19 protein-coding genes and 1 tRNA gene are annotated in these 16,263 nt (G+C 58.7%); 11 read left to right on the top strand and 9 right to left on the bottom strand.

Annotated elements, in window-relative coordinates; all coding sequences use genetic code 11:
* Positions 1-422 precede the first annotated feature (422 nt).
* Positions 423-674: a hypothetical protein gene (locus Q5H89_RS10055; RefSeq protein WP_305019174.1), complete on the bottom strand. Its 252-nt coding sequence runs from the start codon at positions 672-674 to the stop codon at positions 423-425.
* A 414-nt stretch (positions 675-1,088) separates the two neighbouring features.
* Between Q5H89_RS10055 and Q5H89_RS10060 the strand changes: the two genes are divergently transcribed.
* From Q5H89_RS10060 to Q5H89_RS10070, 3 genes are all read left to right on the top strand, one after another.
* Entirely contained in the window at positions 1,089-1,664 is a 576-nt protein-coding gene (locus Q5H89_RS10060; protein WP_305019175.1) for a hypothetical protein, read from the top strand.
* Positions 1,665-1,736: 72 nt separating this feature from the next.
* Complete coding sequence (locus Q5H89_RS10065) at positions 1,737-2,015, top strand: hypothetical protein (protein WP_305019176.1); 279 nt, start codon at positions 1,737-1,739, stop codon at positions 2,013-2,015.
* Between the two features lie 235 nt (positions 2,016-2,250).
* Positions 2,251-3,237 (top strand): hypothetical protein, encoded by a 987-nt coding sequence (locus Q5H89_RS10070; protein WP_305019177.1) that lies wholly within the window; start codon positions 2,251-2,253, stop codon positions 3,235-3,237.
* Positions 3,238-3,311: 74 nt separating this feature from the next.
* Here Q5H89_RS10070 and Q5H89_RS10075 read toward each other — a convergent pair whose 3' ends face one another.
* Both Q5H89_RS10075 and Q5H89_RS10080 read right to left on the bottom strand, forming a co-directional pair.
* Positions 3,312-3,701, bottom strand: coding sequence for a hypothetical protein (locus Q5H89_RS10075; RefSeq protein ID WP_305019178.1), 390 nt, complete (start codon positions 3,699-3,701; stop codon positions 3,312-3,314).
* A gap of 30 nt (positions 3,702-3,731) precedes the next feature.
* Positions 3,732-3,950, bottom strand: a complete 219-nt coding sequence (locus tag Q5H89_RS10080; protein WP_305019179.1) for a hypothetical protein — start codon at positions 3,948-3,950, stop codon at positions 3,732-3,734.
* Positions 3,951-4,599: 649 nt separating this feature from the next.
* On the opposite strand from Q5H89_RS10080, the gene Q5H89_RS10085 reads away from it, so the two are divergent.
* Positions 4,600-5,520 carry a DUF5677 domain-containing protein gene (locus Q5H89_RS10085; RefSeq protein WP_305019180.1) on the top strand — a complete coding sequence of 307 codons (921 nt, stop codon included), beginning with the start codon at positions 4,600-4,602 and terminating at the stop codon, positions 5,518-5,520.
* 88 nt (positions 5,521-5,608) lie between these two features.
* On the opposite strand, the gene Q5H89_RS10090 is transcribed toward Q5H89_RS10085, so the two are convergent.
* The 5 genes from Q5H89_RS10090 to Q5H89_RS10110 form a co-directional block, all read right to left on the bottom strand.
* Positions 5,609-5,938: a tyrosine-type recombinase/integrase gene (locus Q5H89_RS10090; RefSeq protein ID WP_305019181.1), complete on the bottom strand. Its 330-nt coding sequence runs from the start codon at positions 5,936-5,938 to the stop codon at positions 5,609-5,611.
* Positions 5,939-5,959: 21 nt separating this feature from the next.
* The gene (locus Q5H89_RS10095; RefSeq protein WP_305019182.1) at positions 5,960-6,859 is read right to left on the bottom strand and encodes a phage integrase SAM-like domain-containing protein; all 900 of its coding nucleotides are present in this window, start codon (positions 6,857-6,859) and stop codon (positions 5,960-5,962) included.
* A 130-nt stretch (positions 6,860-6,989) separates the two neighbouring features.
* Positions 6,990-7,071 (bottom strand) — tRNA-Leu (locus Q5H89_RS10100).
* A gap of 23 nt (positions 7,072-7,094) precedes the next feature.
* Entirely contained in the window at positions 7,095-7,643 is a 549-nt protein-coding gene (hscB, locus tag Q5H89_RS10105) for a Fe-S protein assembly co-chaperone HscB (protein WP_305019183.1), read from the bottom strand.
* Positions 7,644-7,730: 87 nt separating this feature from the next.
* Positions 7,731-8,027, bottom strand: a complete 297-nt coding sequence (locus Q5H89_RS10110) for a putative quinol monooxygenase (RefSeq protein ID WP_305019184.1) — start codon at positions 8,025-8,027, stop codon at positions 7,731-7,733.
* A gap of 126 nt (positions 8,028-8,153) precedes the next feature.
* Between Q5H89_RS10110 and Q5H89_RS10115 the strand changes: the two genes are divergently transcribed.
* Entirely contained in the window at positions 8,154-8,351 is a 198-nt protein-coding gene (locus Q5H89_RS10115; RefSeq protein ID WP_305019185.1) for a hypothetical protein, read from the top strand.
* A 63-nt stretch (positions 8,352-8,414) separates the two neighbouring features.
* On the opposite strand, the gene Q5H89_RS10120 is transcribed toward Q5H89_RS10115, so the two are convergent.
* Complete coding sequence (locus tag Q5H89_RS10120) at positions 8,415-9,245, bottom strand: SAM hydrolase/SAM-dependent halogenase family protein (protein ID WP_305019186.1); 831 nt, start codon at positions 9,243-9,245, stop codon at positions 8,415-8,417.
* A 209-nt stretch (positions 9,246-9,454) separates the two neighbouring features.
* Between Q5H89_RS10120 and Q5H89_RS10125 the strand changes: the two genes are divergently transcribed.
* From Q5H89_RS10125 to Q5H89_RS10150, 6 genes are all read left to right on the top strand, one after another.
* A complete protein-coding gene (locus Q5H89_RS10125) occupies positions 9,455-10,528 on the top strand; it encodes a PhoH family protein (RefSeq protein WP_305019187.1) in 1,074 nt (357 codons plus the stop codon).
* A 153-nt stretch (positions 10,529-10,681) separates the two neighbouring features.
* Positions 10,682-11,116 (top strand): GNAT family N-acetyltransferase, encoded by a 435-nt coding sequence (locus Q5H89_RS10130; RefSeq protein ID WP_305019188.1) that lies wholly within the window; start codon positions 10,682-10,684, stop codon positions 11,114-11,116.
* Between the two features lie 142 nt (positions 11,117-11,258).
* Positions 11,259-13,562: a ComEC/Rec2 family competence protein gene (locus Q5H89_RS10135; protein ID WP_305019189.1), complete on the top strand. Its 2,304-nt coding sequence runs from the start codon at positions 11,259-11,261 to the stop codon at positions 13,560-13,562.
* 159 nt (positions 13,563-13,721) lie between these two features.
* Positions 13,722-14,528, top strand: a complete 807-nt coding sequence (locus tag Q5H89_RS10140; protein ID WP_305019191.1) for an enoyl-CoA hydratase/isomerase family protein — start codon at positions 13,722-13,724, stop codon at positions 14,526-14,528.
* Positions 14,529-14,672: 144 nt separating this feature from the next.
* Positions 14,673-15,149 (top strand): sterol desaturase family protein, encoded by a 477-nt coding sequence (locus tag Q5H89_RS10145; protein WP_305019192.1) that lies wholly within the window; start codon positions 14,673-14,675, stop codon positions 15,147-15,149.
* Between the two features lie 192 nt (positions 15,150-15,341).
* A complete protein-coding gene (locus Q5H89_RS10150) occupies positions 15,342-16,238 on the top strand; it encodes a MerR family transcriptional regulator (protein ID WP_449271981.1) in 897 nt (298 codons plus the stop codon).
* Positions 16,239-16,263 lie beyond the last annotated feature (25 nt).

Here is a 16,263-nt window from a genome sequence, read left to right on the forward strand (position 1 = left end):
AATTGGTCCACTGCTCAAGTACTTAGTGCGGTTTTGCTAAATCAGTGTTAAACCGGCCCATGAAGGAATGGTCGACCCGGATGCGGGGGCGAGCGGGGTGGGAGTTGTAGGGGTATCAGTGCCAGGAGTGGCGAGTTGGGGTAGCACCTCGTTCAGCAGCACCTGCTTACTAAGGCGCGCTTCCTCCCAAACGACCTCGACATGAGCGTCCGCTAGTTGGGGTAGCAGTGCGGGTTAGCTCCAGGGTAGTATCGAGGGTTTGAAACCCCAGCTCCGTTAGGTGCGCGAGCGACTCGATGCGGCTGTTGAGGGCTTGCTGATTCTGCAGGATAACCTGCAGGGTTTCCTGTAGGGTAGTGGGCGTCTGTCATAGGTCAGGTTGCTTAGGGCGGGGTGGCATAGCAGTCCCTTAAGCTAGCGCGCTACCAATCCAAGCCAGCTTCGTTGGGGGGCGCCAGCGGCGTAGTGAGGGTGTTATGCAGCCTGGCGCCAGCTTGCGCCAAGGCCTCGTCAAAGGCCTTGCGCAGGCGGGTAGCAGCGGAGTTGCCGGTAGCCTTCGGGGGTGATTGCTGCAGGAAAGCAGCTTCGACTGATTGGTAATAGGGCACGCCAACCGGACTAATCATTTCCAGGGTTAGCTCGTCGAATCGGTATTGATAGCGGCCCTCGCGCATGGATACCTGAGCCAGGAAGTAGAGGGTCCGAGGCGGGACATCATACGAAGCGTTTATCGCTTGGCTACCAGCCACAAATAGCACATCGGTGCCTAGCTCGCTCACAACAAGTGGGGGTTTGTTAGCTGTACTTACCCGGTGCGCCCATACTTTAGCCCGCGCTACTAAGCTGCTCTGAATCACGCCTGGCGTAGGTACTACGGCCATGTAGGTAACAAGCCCTGTGGTAGTGTTGACGGGCAAGGGGGCCAGCAATTGCTGCGCGTGGCCCAAGCCAATGCACAGGCAAAAAAGCAGGGTGAAAAAAGCTCTCATAGACTGTTTAGCGGCACATTTTATACAGCCCCCGATAAGCTCCGTTTTGTGGATGCTTATTGGTAGCTTTACTGCAAGTATAACATTCTCTTAATTTACATGAAAATGGAGCCGCTTCCCCTAGACGAATACTTATTGTATAACGGTTATCAAGAGCTACAGGAGCGGGTTGAGAGGTTTGACCCCTATGATATGATTAGGGCCTCCTCTTTACTGCGCCAGATGTTTTTGGATGGGGGTGGCATTGCGCCGGCAATAGCTAAAAGGTATAATGTTAAGCTGTTGTTTTCAATAATTAATTTTCCGGATTTTGGGAAGTGTAACGAGGATTATGTCTTTGAATATGTTCAACTAGCGCCTAATCCACGATTAAATCACCGGCTGATTTCAGTCGATTTAAACCAGTTTTTTCGAACGCCTTGCATCGCTACTCAAGAAAGGGTAATAACAGTGCGAGAAATAATTCTTATGGTTGCGCATGTGAACGGTGGAGTGCATCTCGGCCAGCCTAAAAATAAGAATCCAGAGCAAGTCGACCTTCTGGCAATTGATAAAATATTCAGTTTAGGAGGGGTACCTACAACTCTTCACTGCTTATTAGCTCTGACTAAGGTTGTATTAGAAGCCTTATCCCCAATTATACAGGCAATTGATGCAGCGGCAGAAGCAGGCTGAGAGTAGCAATCTACGCCCGGGTATCGACCAAAGGCCCGTCGGTCGATAACCAACTGCCCGACCTGCGCACCCATGCCCTGGCCCACGGCTACACAGTATATATATAACAAGTACACCGGGAAGGAGCGTGGGGGCACTGCGAACCGCGAGCAGTTCACGCAGTTCTTCACCGCTGCCCACAAGCGGCGCTTCGACCTGGTACTGTTCCGGAACCCCGACCGCTTCAGCCACGAGGGCGCCCTGCCCACGCTCCAGCACCTGAACCTGCTGGAGAGCTACGGCGTGGGCTATAAGTCCTACACCGAGCAGTACCTGGACTCGACCGGCCTTTTTAAGGAGGCGGTGTGGTGAGCATTCTGGCCATCGTGGCCAAGCATCTAGGCAACGGAATTTTGCCGGCTATATGCGTGAGCCCGCGCAAAAGTGGCACGCCCTGATGCGCTAGCGGGGGCGGGGTAGGTACTAGTACGGGTAGGTCACGTAGAAATACTTGTGCTTGTAAAACAAGTAGTTATTCTCTTTAATTTCCTCCGGCCGAATCATTGCTTTGTGGTGTACATTTTTCACCACTCACTTCTCTATCGTCATGGGAAAATCAAAAGGGATTGAAGAAAAAGAAAAAGCCAACCAGGAGTTTCGCGCCTTTATGGATACGCTGCAAGCGGAAGCGAAGGTTCGGGAGGATGGCATTCAACAAGAGGTCGATGCTCTCGTAGCCAAGCACTACAATGCCAACAAATGGGACCACGCCCGCCTGTTTGGCAACCGGCAGAGTGATTACCAGAACTACGACGACTGGAGCCTCGACCGCATCGTGAAGATTACCGAATCAATTGGCAACGCGTTGAAGGGCGGCAACTTTCCTAGCGCAGCAGTACCCGGCTCGAAAGAGGCCGAGAAGAGTACCGTTGACGAAGCGAAAGAATTTATCGCCAGCTTTGCCGGCGACTACGACCTCGTAATTGCGCGGGTGCAAGCCATGGTTTCGGCAGTGCTGTCGCAATTCTCGGTGGCATCCAGTGTCTCGCAGAAGGCCGTGCTGAAGGACATGCCGCTCTCCGGGGGCCTGCACTTATTTTTCGGTTCAATGGGCTCCGTTTATCAGAATCAGAAGTTCTTCTCCAACCAATACATCGGCTCGTTTCAGATTGTATTTGAGACGTACATGAGCGTGAAGGAGGCCCAGACCATTGGCCTGCAACAAATTCTGGCCACAACGGAGTATGAGCTTAATGTGCTGAACAGCCTCATTATCAGTATTCGGGATGCGCAGAAGAAGAGCCTGACGGAGATTCTTAAAAACAACCCGCAGGATTATACTTCCACCTACGCCACGTATAAATTGGCGCTGGACATCACGAAGGCCGACCGCGATGTTGTGGAGCAGAAGTACAACGAATACAACTCGGCGGTGGAGGCCGTCGATACGGTTTACGCGCAGCTAGCACTGCCGGGGGCCAGTGGCGCGGCCCCGACCGGAACGCTCGCCCTGGAGACGCTCTTCAGTGGCAAGCAGCTGGAAGTAGCGCAGCGCTACGTGCGGGAGAAGCAGGCAGCATTGGCCCCTGCCTAGCCGCTAGTGACCAAAAAAAGCCCCGCCAATCGGCGGGGCTTTTTTTGAGTGGCCTGGGCAGTTAGGGGCGATTGTTAGGTGCCGGACTGTGAAGAGAGTAGCATCCATAAATTCCCCTGAATGTCGAGGCCAAACAGGGCGGCGTTGCTGCCAAATAGGCCCGTACCCACGGGCAGCACAACGTTCGTATTCGAGGCCGGCTGGCCCAAGTCCGTCCACTGCCAGGCCGTGTCGTACCAACAGGCCCAGGTATTCTGTTCCTGGTTCAGGGCAAAGGCGTAGGCATCGCCGTTGCTCACTACGGTCGTGCCCAGCGGCTGCGTGAGCGAGACGTTGCTGCCGGGCGGGCTCTCCTTGCCCCATTGCCAGTTGTCGTTGGTGAGCCAGCTGTTCCAGAGCACGTCCTGGGGGGCTAGTACCAGCACGTTGGGGTCACCGCCTGCTACCACGGTGCCCAGCGGCATGCCCACCTGCGGGCCGTTGGGCAGCTGATACTACTGCCAGCCGCTGCCGTCGAGCCAGCAGGTCCAGAGGTTGCCGGGCGCGTCGAGCACCAGGGCGTTGAAGTAGCCGCCGGCCGTAGTGGTGCCCACGCCAACGGCGGGCTGCGCGCCGTTGGGCTGGCCCAGGTTAGTCCATTGCCAGCTCGTGCTGCCGAGCGTGAGAGAGGAAGCTGTACTCGTAGGAAGAAGAGAGAAATAGAGGGGCTGCAAGACTAAGGCAGTGGCTACTGCGGCAAACGTACTAGCCTGGCCCGAATGGGCGCCGGCCGGCGTGGCCCCAACGCCCGCGGCGGCGGGCCCGGGGGCAGTCCTGGCCCCGCCGTAGCCACTGGGGCGGGGGCCAAAATCGACCCTGCGCCGCACGTAAGCCACTTTCAGGGTGCGGGTAGCCGTGCGGCAAGATGCGGCACACCTAGAAGTATATAAGCAGCTAAATAATGTATTTATACGCGTCTCAGCAGCAGGTATTTATATGCTGTTTTGTGCAGAAGCTGCGGCCCGTAAGCGAGCGTTTAGCGCTGCGCTAGCTAAGCTGGTACGAGAAAATAGTCCAATCTTGCAGCACCGTAGTATCTTGGTCGAATAAAGCACTTCCTACCCACCCTTACCCTGCTGCTGGCCCTGGCGGCACCACCCTAGCCGCGCCCCCACGCTCAGCTACTCCAGTGGCGGCGGCCCCAGCGCCCCCACGGCGACCATGTGCGTGTGCATGAGCCCGACCGCCTACCACAGCTCCGAGGGCTGCAATGGGCTAAACCGCTGCTCGCATCCGCTCAAGGCCATGCCCACGAGTGAGGCGGAGAAGCTGGGGAAGCGGGCGTGTCGGAAGTGTTTTTAATAATTAAAAAGTGCGTTGAACATGGAGGCCTTATCCTTTGAACAAATAAAAAAGTTGTCTACTAAGGCTTCTGATGATGAAGTAGCCGGAATCGCTGCTGATATTAGTCAGCTTTTGGGTCGCAATCCTGTATTCTTTGCGGATATTGAGCCTTTAATATATTTTATTTTGGGAAGGGTTAATGCCTTAGTGATTCTTTCCAAAATGGGGCTTTTTTGGGATGCAGAAATAATACTCCGTACGGTATTAGAGGCATTTATCAAATTTCTAAAAATAGTTAGTCAAGAGGAATTAGCAGATTTAGAAAAAAAGCTCGATGAATTTTGGGTTGTACTTGATGAAATAGATAGAGTTTCGCATTCTGACAGGGCAAAAGAGTTGATAAATTCGGGTAGAATTACTACTCCCGAAACTATTAGACAGTTAATTCTTCTGCCTGAAGAAGAGGCTATAATCAAAGCCAAGCCTAGCTGGGGCAACAGGAGTTATCGTACTAAGCTCAAGAATGATTGGTCATTTAGTGCGATTCTGATGGACGTACTTAAAATGGACAGAATGACTCCATTAATCTCGTTCGAGATGATGCAGTATTATTATAAGCTAGCTAGCCATGTTGCGCATGCAGATAAGCAAGGAATAAATTTTGTACAAGGGCTTGAAAGAAAGGAAGGCGATTATAAAGTAACGTCTCAGTTAACTGTCTACATAAAACAGTTAAAGGTTGCTACTCAAATACCTTATTGGATTTCTTTAGAGTTGACGAAGCTATTAAATGACCGGGAGAAGGGCAATGAAATTTTAGCAAAATATAGAGCGTACACGCAGAATATCATTGCTTTGCATAAGCCTGTAATGCAGGAGCTTGATAGATTGACTGGTGAGTTCATTAGGGATAATAATATTAGACATGAATACCACGGTCCATTACGTCCGAGAGAATAATCCACTGGGAATGACCAGTAACTAGAATAAAAAAGCCCGGCCAACCGGCAGGGCTTTTTTGTGTGCAGTAGGGAAGGATAGGAGATACCTATGCGGCGTCATCCATCGCATCAAGTTGCGCGATAGCTGCCCGCTTCATATCGGCATCGACATGCACGTACTTCATGGTGGTGCTGATTTTGGCGTGGTCCATCAGCTTTTGCAGTACCGTGATGTTGCCGCCCCGGCGCACAAACTCGGTGCCGAATGTTTCGCGGCCCACGTGCCAGTGGATGCGCGACTCGATGCCCAGCATCTGGCCGATGGCCGTGAGCACGCGGTTGGAATACTGGTCGGTGTAGTTGTAGAAGCCGGGCAAATCCTCTTCCTCTTGCGCCTCTTGCAGGTAAGCCACTGCCTTGCGGGTGAGCGGCAGCATCGTCTCCTGAAGCTTCTTGGCTTAAGTCTTCTGAGCCTTAAAAATCAGCTCCCGGTTCTCCAGCTTGGCGGCCCCGATGTTCTTGAGGTCGCCCAGCCGCAAGGACGAGTTGCAGCTGAAGAGGAATTTGGCCAGTACCCGCCGGTAGATGGTGCCCGGTGTGCAGAGCCGGTAGTACGCCTCCAGCTTGGCCAGCTCGTCGGGCTTCAGTGCCTTCCACTTGCCGGGCTCGTCCTTGTTTTTGAAGTGCTCATACGGATTCTCTAACTTGAGCCGGTCCTTCTTAGCCAAGGCTAGGTACGTTTTCACGTCCTTGTGCCGCCCCCAGCGTGTATTGAGGCTCTTCACCCTTTTAAGCAGGTAGTCGTTGAATTCATCGGCAAACTCTAGGCTCAGCGTGTGGAAGGCAATGACTTCCCGGAATCGCTTCAACTCGCGCCAGGTGCTAAGGTGGTTTTTCTTCGTGTTATCCGAAATCTTGCCTTTGCGGTGGCGCTCGATGATTTTGTGGTGGAAGTAGCTCACAAAGTCGGTTTTGCTGCCCTCCGTGTTGAAGTCCTGCAAAAACTTCTCAGCCGTGAGCACCATGTTGCTCAGCCGACACCCGACGAAAATGGTGTTGGCCTTGGCCCTGGCCTGGCCGATGAGCAGCGAGTAGTCGTCGGCCAGTTGGGAAAAGGCTTCCGCTCCGCCAGCCCGTGCCTGGGCCGCCGCCAGCTGCTCGGCGTAGTCGGCTGGCCGAGACCTGGGCGGGCGGCTAGCCAGGCACTTGCCTTCTGCCTCGTCGAAGAGAGCTATCGGCCAGGCAATGCCCAGGCTCAGCTGCATCACCCGCCGGTCTATTATGACCACTAAGCGCACCTGGCAGGTGCCGTCCTTACGCGCCGGCCGGCGCGTAAGGACGGTAGCAGAATAGCCCATGTTGGTCAACAATATTTTTTTTGGTCAACAAATGGTAAACAATGGGGTAGGATGAAAGCAGGAAAGGCCCTTTCTCACGTATGAGAAGGGGCCTTCTAGTAGCATTCTGAGCTATTTCACTAGCTCCTAGTACCCAGAGCCGGGGTCGAACCGGCACACCTTGCGGTATTGGTGTTTGAGACCAACGCGTCTACCGATTCCGCCATCTGGGCATTTCATGCCGCTCGGTCGGTAATTACGAGCGGGCCGCAAAGGTAGCTAATTGCTGGCGAAGCCGCAAGAGATAGCGTTTTTTTAGATAATACGTCTTCACTTGGGCTAGCGCGGCGGGGCGATGGCCGGCGGGCAGGCCGGCATAGCCGGCCAGTACGGGCTGAATACCAGCGTCGAGCGTATCGGCTAGGGCCGATACTTCGGTGGTTAGCTTGGCAGTGGCGGCAGGGTCGGGCTCAAATTCCAGCTCCATTAGCTGTTCGTTGAGGTCCATGACCTCCATCAAAAAGTCAGGGGGCAGCTGGTTTTGGGCGCTGCCTTCTTCCAGCAGGCCATGCTGGCCTAGCAGGTAGGCCATGCGGCGGTCGGGGTCGGCGAGGGTGCGGTAGGCGTCGGTGTTGAGGGTACTCAGGCGCAGGGCCTCGGCTTGGGCGGCGGGAGTGTCCTGGGCGTGGAAGTCGGGGTGCAGCTCACGGCTGAGCTGATAATACTTGGCCTTGAGGGCCGCCTCATCGAGTAAGAAAGCTTCGGGTAGGCCGTAAAAGGCGAAATAATCGGGAGTATCAGGCATAGAAGGGGGCCGGTAGGCGGGAAGGGCTAGCCCGGCACCCAAGAGTACCGGCCCGGCCGGGCATTAGTTGAGAAATTGATTGAAAAATTAGGCGCCCTCCGCCACGCGCACCACCGAAAAGGCCTGTGCCGGGCTAGCCAGCAGCTGCTTGGTGGCGGGCCACACCTCCCCAAACAGGGCCGAGCGGCGGTAGGCATCCAGGGCCGCGGCATCGTGCCAGTGGCTATAGGTGCAGTAGGTGTGGGGGTGGTCGGCATCCTGCCACAGTTCGAGGTGCTGGCAGCCGGGCTGCTGGCGAATGCGGCTTTCGGCCTGCCGAAACAGCTGTAAAAAATCGGCTACGTGGGCCGGCGACAGGGGAAGGCGAACGAGACGGATGAGCACGGATAGAAGGGACTAGGCTTGATAATCAGGTAAATCGAGGCGGGTTGGATAAGCTCGGGCTTAACCTCTGGGCCGGCCGGGCGTACAAGGTGGCTTCTAACTCATCATTTACTACCAATTTTTCTCATGCGTTACGCTCCCCGTGCCCTCTGGCTGGCTGCTCCGGCCCTAGCGGCCTTGTCGATGCTTGCTTCCTGCAGCGACAAACCCAAAGAAACCGACACCGAAAAAACGGCCGTTGTAGTACCCAGCGAAGCTAATTCGGCAGCCGACAGCTCGGCTACGCCCGCCGCTAAAACTGACTCGACCGTAGCCCCTAAATAAGGAGCCAGTGTTTCGTAATTTAAAAGGCCCGTCGACTACTTGTCGGTGGGCCTTTTTTGCGGGCTATTCGGCAAAGCGTACATCTACCTGCGAATCAAAGTATAAGCCTAGCAGCTCGCTGGCGTGTCCCTGGTTGATGGCCACCGACAGGCAGCCCTGGGGGTTGAAGGTGCACACGATTTCGCCGGGGGGCGCGGCTGCAAAGTGCGGGCGCAGTTCGCGCACAATTTCGCGGCCGAAGTGCACGGCCGCCGGGCGGCCCCGGCCCACCACCTCTACCGCCTCGCGCGAGATGTTGGTGATAAGGTTGCCGTAGTGGTCTACGTGCACCACGTGGCCGGTAATGCGGTTGTCTTGCAGGCGCAGCTGCCGGTTGGTGAGCAGGTACAGGTCCGTTACGGGCGGGCCCAGGCTGCTGAGGGGCTGGCCCAGGGCTAGCCGCACGGCGGCCGGCGCCAAAATATCGCGGGTGGGGTTGAGCGACACCGGCTGCAGGTTGGCCGCGGGCGCCGCGCCGGCCGTCGGCAGGGCGTCGGGGCTAGCCAGGCGCACCAGCTGGGCGGGCACACCGTCGCAGAGCAGCGGCAGCAGGCCATTGTCGGCGGCCACAAAGTAGTGGCCCGCGTGCTCGGCGGCGTGCCAGGCGGGCGTGGCCACGGCGCCGGCGTCGCTGGCGCCGTAATCGCTCACCGTAATAAGGTGCGTGGTGCCGGCCGGGAAGTCGCGAAACACGGCCCGCAGAACGTGCACGGCGTGCGCGATGTTGTAAGGCTCGACGCCGTGGGTGATGTCCATCACCGGCAGCGCCGGGGCCAAATGCAGCAAACGGGCCTTGAGCGCGGCCACGTAGTGGTCGCGGTAGCCAAAATCCGTAAGCAGTGTCAGTACCCCCATGCCCGCAGTTGCCAGGTTCTTCGTAGTATTGTTTGGTTGGCCGGCTGGCTAGCCGGCGCGGCTGCAAAAGTAGCCTAGTTTTTGGTAGTCGGCCGGGAGTTTTTCCCGCGTTCCGGTGTTGCTAAAAATGATGCCAGCCCCGGGCGCACTGCCGCAGGCCGTTACGCTTTCAGTTCTTTTTTCTCTTCTTTTCCCTCTGCCCACCTAGCTTGGTCGAAAAAGTCATCACCCTCGAAAATGTGTCCCTGGTTGACTTCCTGGGGGCCGATAACCAAAATATCCGTCGTATTTCGGCTGCTTTTCCGGGCAGTAAAATTGTGTCCCGGGGCAACGAAATCAAGATTCAGGGCCCCACCGAAGTCATCGCGCGGGTCAACGATATTCTCAGCTCGCTCATCGAGCACTACCACCAGTACGGGGCCATCACCGACCGCGACGTAAACCAATACCTGTCAGCTACTTCTGAGGAGGCCGAGGGCCGGGTGCTGGCCGCCTCGCCCGACGTGATTCTGTTCGGGGCCAAGGGCGGGGTCATCAAGGCCAAAACGCCCAACCAGCAGAAGCTGGTGGACACCGTGATGAAGCACGACCTCACCTTCACGCTAGGCCCCGCCGGTACCGGCAAAACCTATATTTCGGTGGCGCTCGCCGTGCGAGCCCTTAAGAATAAGGAGGTTAAGAAAATCATCATCTCGCGCCCCGTGGTGGAGGCCGGCGAAAGCCTGGGTTTTTTGCCCGGCGACATGAAGGAAAAGGTCGACCCTTACCTGCGCCCGATTTACGACGCCCTGGAAGACATGATTCCGGCCGAAAAGCTGAAGTTTTACCAGGAAAACAAGATTATCGAAATCGCCCCGCTAGCCTACATGCGCGGCCGCACCCTGAACAACGCCTTCGTGCTGCTCGACGAGGCCCAGAATACCACGCCGAGCCAGATTAAGATGTTCCTGACGCGCATGGGCCCGAGCGCCAAGGTGATGGTGAACGGCGACCGCAGCCAGATTGACTTGCCCACCCGCCAGAAATCGGGCCTGATGCAGGCGCTTGATATTCTGAAGGATATCCCCGGTATCGGCTACGTGGAGATGACGGCCGAGGACGTGGTGCGCCACCGCCTGGTGAAGGAAATTGTGCAGGCCTACGACAAGTACGACGTGGCCGAGCAGCGCCGCGAGGCCGAGTTTAAGCAGCGCCGCCGCGAGGGCAACGAGCGCAGCAACGGCCGCCGGACTTCTGAAAACGAAGAGTTGGAACTGCCCGTCAACCACGAGCAGGCGCTGTAAGCCTGTTTGGAGTAAAAAGCCGTCATGCTGAGTCTGTCGAAGCAGCTTGGTCGCGTCGCTAGGGTACCAACCCAACGATTCGAGTAAGCTGTTTCGGCAAGCTCAGCATGACGGCTTTTAGCTTTGTATGTAAATTAGTAGCTACTGAAAGCCATGACTACCGTTGAAAAAATAACCGACCTGCGCGACCTCGACGCGGCTTTCACCATTCGCGAAAAGGTATTTGTGGGTGAGCAAAAAGTGCCCGCCGATGCCGAGTACGACCAGTACGACCGCGCCGGCACCACCCGCCACTACCTGGCCCGCGTGGATGGCCAGCCCGCCGGCGCCGCCCGCTGGCGCCCCACCGACCACGGCGTGAAACTGGAGCGCTTTGCCGTGCTGCCCGAGTTCCGGAACCAAGGCGTGGGCGAGGCCCTTGTGCACCGCGTGCTGGCCGATGTGCGCGCCGAAGCCCCCGACGCCGCCCAGGTGTATATGCACGCCCAGCTGCGCGCCATTCCGCTCTACGAGCGCACCGGCTTTCGCAAAGTGGGGGAGATGTTTGAGGAGTGCGACATTCAGCACTACCAGATGGTGCTAGGGTAGCAATACCTCCCCAAGCCTGACAAAGGCTTGCCGCTGAAATGTGGCGGGCCTTTTTTGCAGGGATTAAGACAGGGCGCAGAAGCTGATGAGGAAATAGTAGCTATTCTTGTATGCCCTAGCTAGTCTTACCTTCTCTTACGCAATGCTCTCCTGGTCCTCGGCTCCTTTTTTGCGCGTGGCGCTGGCGTTTATAGCGGGCGTGGCGGGCTACCTGTATCTAGGGCAAGACTGGGCCGGCAGCGCCGCGCCCTGGGCCGCGGGCCTGGTGCTGGCCTACGTGCTGGGGTGGGTGTGGAGCCGGCGGCGGGCTAGCCCCGCCACGACTGATGCCGTAGGTATAGTGGGCCTGCTGGCCGTGGCGGCGCTCGGCTTTGCCCGCAGCCAGGCCGTGACGGAAAGCCGCCGGCCCGACCACATCGGGCACCTGGCGCCGCGCATCGAGTTTTACCAGGCCACTGTGGATGAAGCGCCCGTGGTGCGGGCCAATACCTTCGCCACCACCGTGCGGGTGCGGGCCGTGCGAGTGGGCGGGCGCTGGCAGCGGGCTGGCGGGGGCATCCGCATCAGCCTGCCGCGCCACGAAACGGCCGACTCGGTGCCCGCCCCGCGCTACGGCGACGTATGGCTGGTGCAGGGCCGGCCCGAGCTTAGCAAGGGCCCCGCCAACCTGGGCGAGTTCGACTACCGCCGCTACCTCCAAACCCACCAGGTGTACCACGCCCAGTTTGTGCACACGGGCCAGTATAAAGTGCTGGGCTACGCGCCCCTCAACTGGGCCGTGGCCCTGAGCCAGCGCACGGCCGCCGTGCTCGATGGCGTGCTGCGCCGCTACGTGCCCAGCCACCGCGAGTACGCACTGGGCACGGCGCTCGTGCTGGGTTTCAAGGACGATATTGACCACGACACGCGCCAGGCCTACGCCAACACCGGCACCACGCATATTATGGCCGTGAGCGGCTTGCAGGTGGGGCTGCTGTTTGCGGCGTTGCAGTGGCTGCTGGCGCGGGTGCCGCTGGGCGGCGCGGTGCTGCGCCGGCGCCTGCTCACGGCGGGGCTGGGGCTAGCCCTTATCTGGAGCTACGCCCTGCTCACGGGGCTGTCGGCGTCGGTGCTGCGGGCCACGGTTATGTTTACGCTCGTCATCATCGGGCAAGCCTGGGAGCGGCAGAGCAGCTTGTTTAATACGCTGAGCGCGGCGGCGTTCGGGCTGCTTTTATGGAATCCGTACCTGCTCTGCGACGTTGGTTTTCAGCTTTCCTTCCTGGCCGTGCTCAGCATTGTGTACCTGCAGCCTGCTATTGTGGGCTGGCTCGATGTGCGCAATGCCGTGCTCGACCGCCGCCGCAGCTGGCACGCCCCGGCCGCCCAAAAAGCCTGGCGCGCCGCCGCCTGGCTGGCCGATGCCAGCTGGCAGCTCACGGCATTGTCGCTGGCCGCGCAGGTGGCCACGTTTCCGCTGGGGCTGTACTATTTTCATCAGTTTCCGTTTAACTTTCTGCTGTCCAATTTGATAGCGGTGCCCATTTCGAGCCTGGCCGTGTACGTGGGCGTAGTGCTACTGCTGGCTAAAGGCCTGGTGGCACTCATCGGGCTAGCCCTGCCCGCTGCTGCCAGCGCGGTGCTCGACTACCTGCCGCGGGCAGTCGGCTACCTGTTCGAAGGCCTCATCTGGCTGTTCAACGAATACATTTTTCTCATCGGCCGGCTGCTGCCAGGCGCCGTTATCGGTAATATTCACCTCAGCCAGGCCCAGACATTGTTGGTTTTTTTGCTGATAGGCGCATTCTGCGTATTTGTAGCTTCCAAGCGGCTGGCCTGGGCGGGGTGGTGCGTGGCCCTGCTGGCCCTGTATGCCGGCAGCCGCGTGGCCGAGGCGCGGGCCGTGGCGCCGCTGCGCGAGTTTGTGGTGTACAGCATCCCGCGCCGCTCGGTGGTAGGTTTCTGGCAGGGCGCGGCCCCCGAGTTCGTTACTGCCGACTCGCTGCCGCTCTCCGAAACCGAGCGCACCTACCGCCTGCGGCCCAGCCTGATACTGCGCCGCGTGCGCGCCCCGCGCTACTGCGTGGGCTGGCGCGGGGCTAGCGTGCCCGCTAGCCAGGTAGCCCCGCCCGATAGCCTCGAGCAAACCTTCCGCTACCCGCCCGCGCCGCTGGTGCTGGCCCGCTGGCGCGGCCTGCGGCTGGCCTTCGTGAGCGGCAGCCTGCGCCGGCTGGCTAGCCCCGCACCCGCCCAGCGAGCCGATATTATTGTGCTGCGCCGCAATGCTTACCTATACCCCGATGCCCTGGCCGCGCACTTCGGGGCCGGCGCGCAGGTGGTGTTCGATTCGTCGTGCCAGCGCTGGTACGTGGCCCGGCACGACTCGGCCCTGCGCGCCGCCGGCTTTCGCACCTGGGATGTGAACGAGCAGGGCGCCTTCACTTACCAGCTCCCGGCTGGCCGCTGAAGCGAGGCCAAACAGCCTTTTCGGGGGGTAAGGCGGCTAGCTGGTCGAATAAAACTACCCGGCAGGCAACTAGTGCCTGCCATTCAGCGAGTCTTCAAAATATCGCCCTAACTTGGGCCGTTCAACCCGCGCAGCCGCTTTCGCCGTATCTCGTTTACTATGACCGACTATCTCACTCCGGAACTGGACACGCTGCGCTTTCTGCACTATGAAGTGCAGGACCGCCTGGCCTACATCACGCTCAACCGGCCCGCTAAGCGCAATGCGCTTAGCGCCAATGTGGTAACCGAGTTGAAGCAGGCTTTCGAGCAGGCCGAAGCCGATGATAAGGTCAAGGTTATCATCCTGCGGGCTGCTGGCGAGGTATTTTGCGCCGGCGCCGACCTAAAGTATCTGCAAGAGTTGCAAGACAATACGTACCAGGAAAACCTGGCCGACAGCACGCACCTCATGCAGCTCTTCCACCAGATTTATACGGGTAAGAAGCTCGTAATCGGGCAGGTGCAGGGCCACGCGCTGGCCGGCGGCTGCGGGCTGGCTGCCCTTTGCGACATCACCTTTGCCGTGCCCGAAGCCAAGTTTGGCTACACCGAAGTCAAAATTGGTTTCCTGCCCGCCGTGGTCAGCGTGTTTTTGCTGCGCCGCATCGGCGAGGCCCGCACCAAGCAGCTGCTGCTCAGCGGCGATACCATCACGGCCCAGCAAGCGCTTGACTATGGCCTCATTACGTTTATTGCCGAGAAGGAAAAGCTGGCCGATACCGTGCGCACTTACGCCCTGCGGCTAGCCCGCGAAAATTCGGGCCACAGCATCGAAATCACCAAGGAAATTCTGGCCCGCCTGCCCGAGCTAGCCCTCGAAGATGGCCTGCGCTACGCCGCCGAGCGCAACGCCGCCGCCCGTGCCTCTGATGATTGCCGCCGCGGCATCGCCGCCTTTCTGAACAAAGAGAAGATAGACTGGTAAACTACTGCCGCCCAATTAGTATCACTGCGCGCACCAAAGTGGAGCGCGGCAATCTTTCCTTATCGTTGGGCTCAGGACCCTGGCGAGTTGAAAGGTTGCCGCGCTTTTTTGCGTTGCGCCCGCCACGACCCGTAATTTTATGCTATGTCGATTTTTGCTGCCCTAGCCATCACCCTCGCCACCTTCACCTTCATGGAATTCTGGGCGTGGTTCATGCACAAATACGTGCAGCACGGGCCGCTGTGGGTGCTGCACCGCTCGCACCACGTGCGTCCCAGTCCGCGGCCCTTCGAGCGAAATGATTGGTTTTTTGTGATTTATGGGGCGCTCTCGGCTGTGCTATTCATCACCGGCGACAACGGTGCGCGCTGGTGGTTTTGGGTGGGCGTGGGCATTGCGGCCTACGGCAGCGTGTACTTTTTTGTGCACGACGGCCTGATTCACGGCCGGCTGCCCTTCTGGAAAAAGACGGACAGCGTGTACTTGCGTGCCCTCAACATGGCCCACAAAATGCACCATAAAACCCAGGGCCGCGACCACTCGCAGGAGTTTGGGCTGCTGTGGGTGTCGCCCAAATACCTGCGCCTGGCCCGCGAGCAGGCCGCTAAAAAACGGGCCTAGCGTACTTTGCGCCGGTTGCGGCAAACTATTTGCGGGGTTGGCGAATTTGATAACGTAGTAAGCTACTGCGTTAGGCACCGAAAAAACTGACTACTTATAACTAGCGATGTCGCACCGCTGGCCTGGGCCAGGGTGGGAATGTTATTTGTCCTTCCAATTCAACTACCTGTGGCTCATTATTCTATTAGCGATTTGGAGCAGCTTTCCGGCGTGAAAGCACATACCATTCGCATTTGGGAGCAGCGGTATAATCTGCTGCAGCCCAGCCGGACTGCAACCAACATTCGTTCCTACGGGGAGGCCGACCTGCGCCGGCTGCTCAACGTGGCTACGCTGTGCGCGCGCGGCCAGCGCATCTCACAAGTGGTGCGCATGAGCGAGGCTGAGTGCCAGGCCGCCGCCCTAGCCCTCTGCAACGAGGTGCAGCCCGCCGATGGGCCGCGCCTCAACGCCCTGCTCACGGCTGCCCTCGACCTCGACGAGCCGCGCCTGCACCGCCAGTTCGACGAGGCCATCGAGGAGCTGGGTACCGAAGATACCATTCTGCGCCTGGGCTACCCCTTGCTGCAGCGCCTGAGCGTATCCTGGAAAGAAGGCTCGCTGAGCCTGGCCCAGGAGCGCCTCGTAACGCAGCTGCTGCGCCAGGAGCTGCTGGCCTCGGCCGATGCCCTGCCGCTCATTCCGCTAACCCAGGCCGAGGCGCCGCGCTGGCTGCTTTTTCTGCCCGAGGGCGAGTGGCAAGAGCTAGCGCTGCTGTTTATGAACTACGCCCTGCGCGCGCGCGGCCGGCAGGTGCTGTACCTGGGCCCCAACCTGCCCCTGGCCGATGTAGTGGCCACGGCCAAAGCGTTTAAGCCGGCCGTTATTGCCACGGTGCTGACCACGGTGCCGGCCCGCAACCAGGTGCGCAGCTACGCCGCCGAGCTGCGTGCGCAGTGCCCCGACGCCTCGGTTATTTTGTTCGGCTCGCTGGCGGTGCAAACGCCGGCCTTGCCCGATGGTTGCCTGCCATTGGCGTGCCTGCACGAGTTCCGTGATTTAATTCCGTTTGTAAATCAGCCGGTTGAGGCCGAGTTAACCGAAAAATAATCTGCGGGCTTGGCCGTCAGGTTAT

The sequence above is a fragment of the Hymenobacter cheonanensis genome, assembly GCF_030581075.1.
Classification (GTDB): Bacteria; Bacteroidota; Bacteroidia; order Cytophagales; family Hymenobacteraceae; genus Hymenobacter.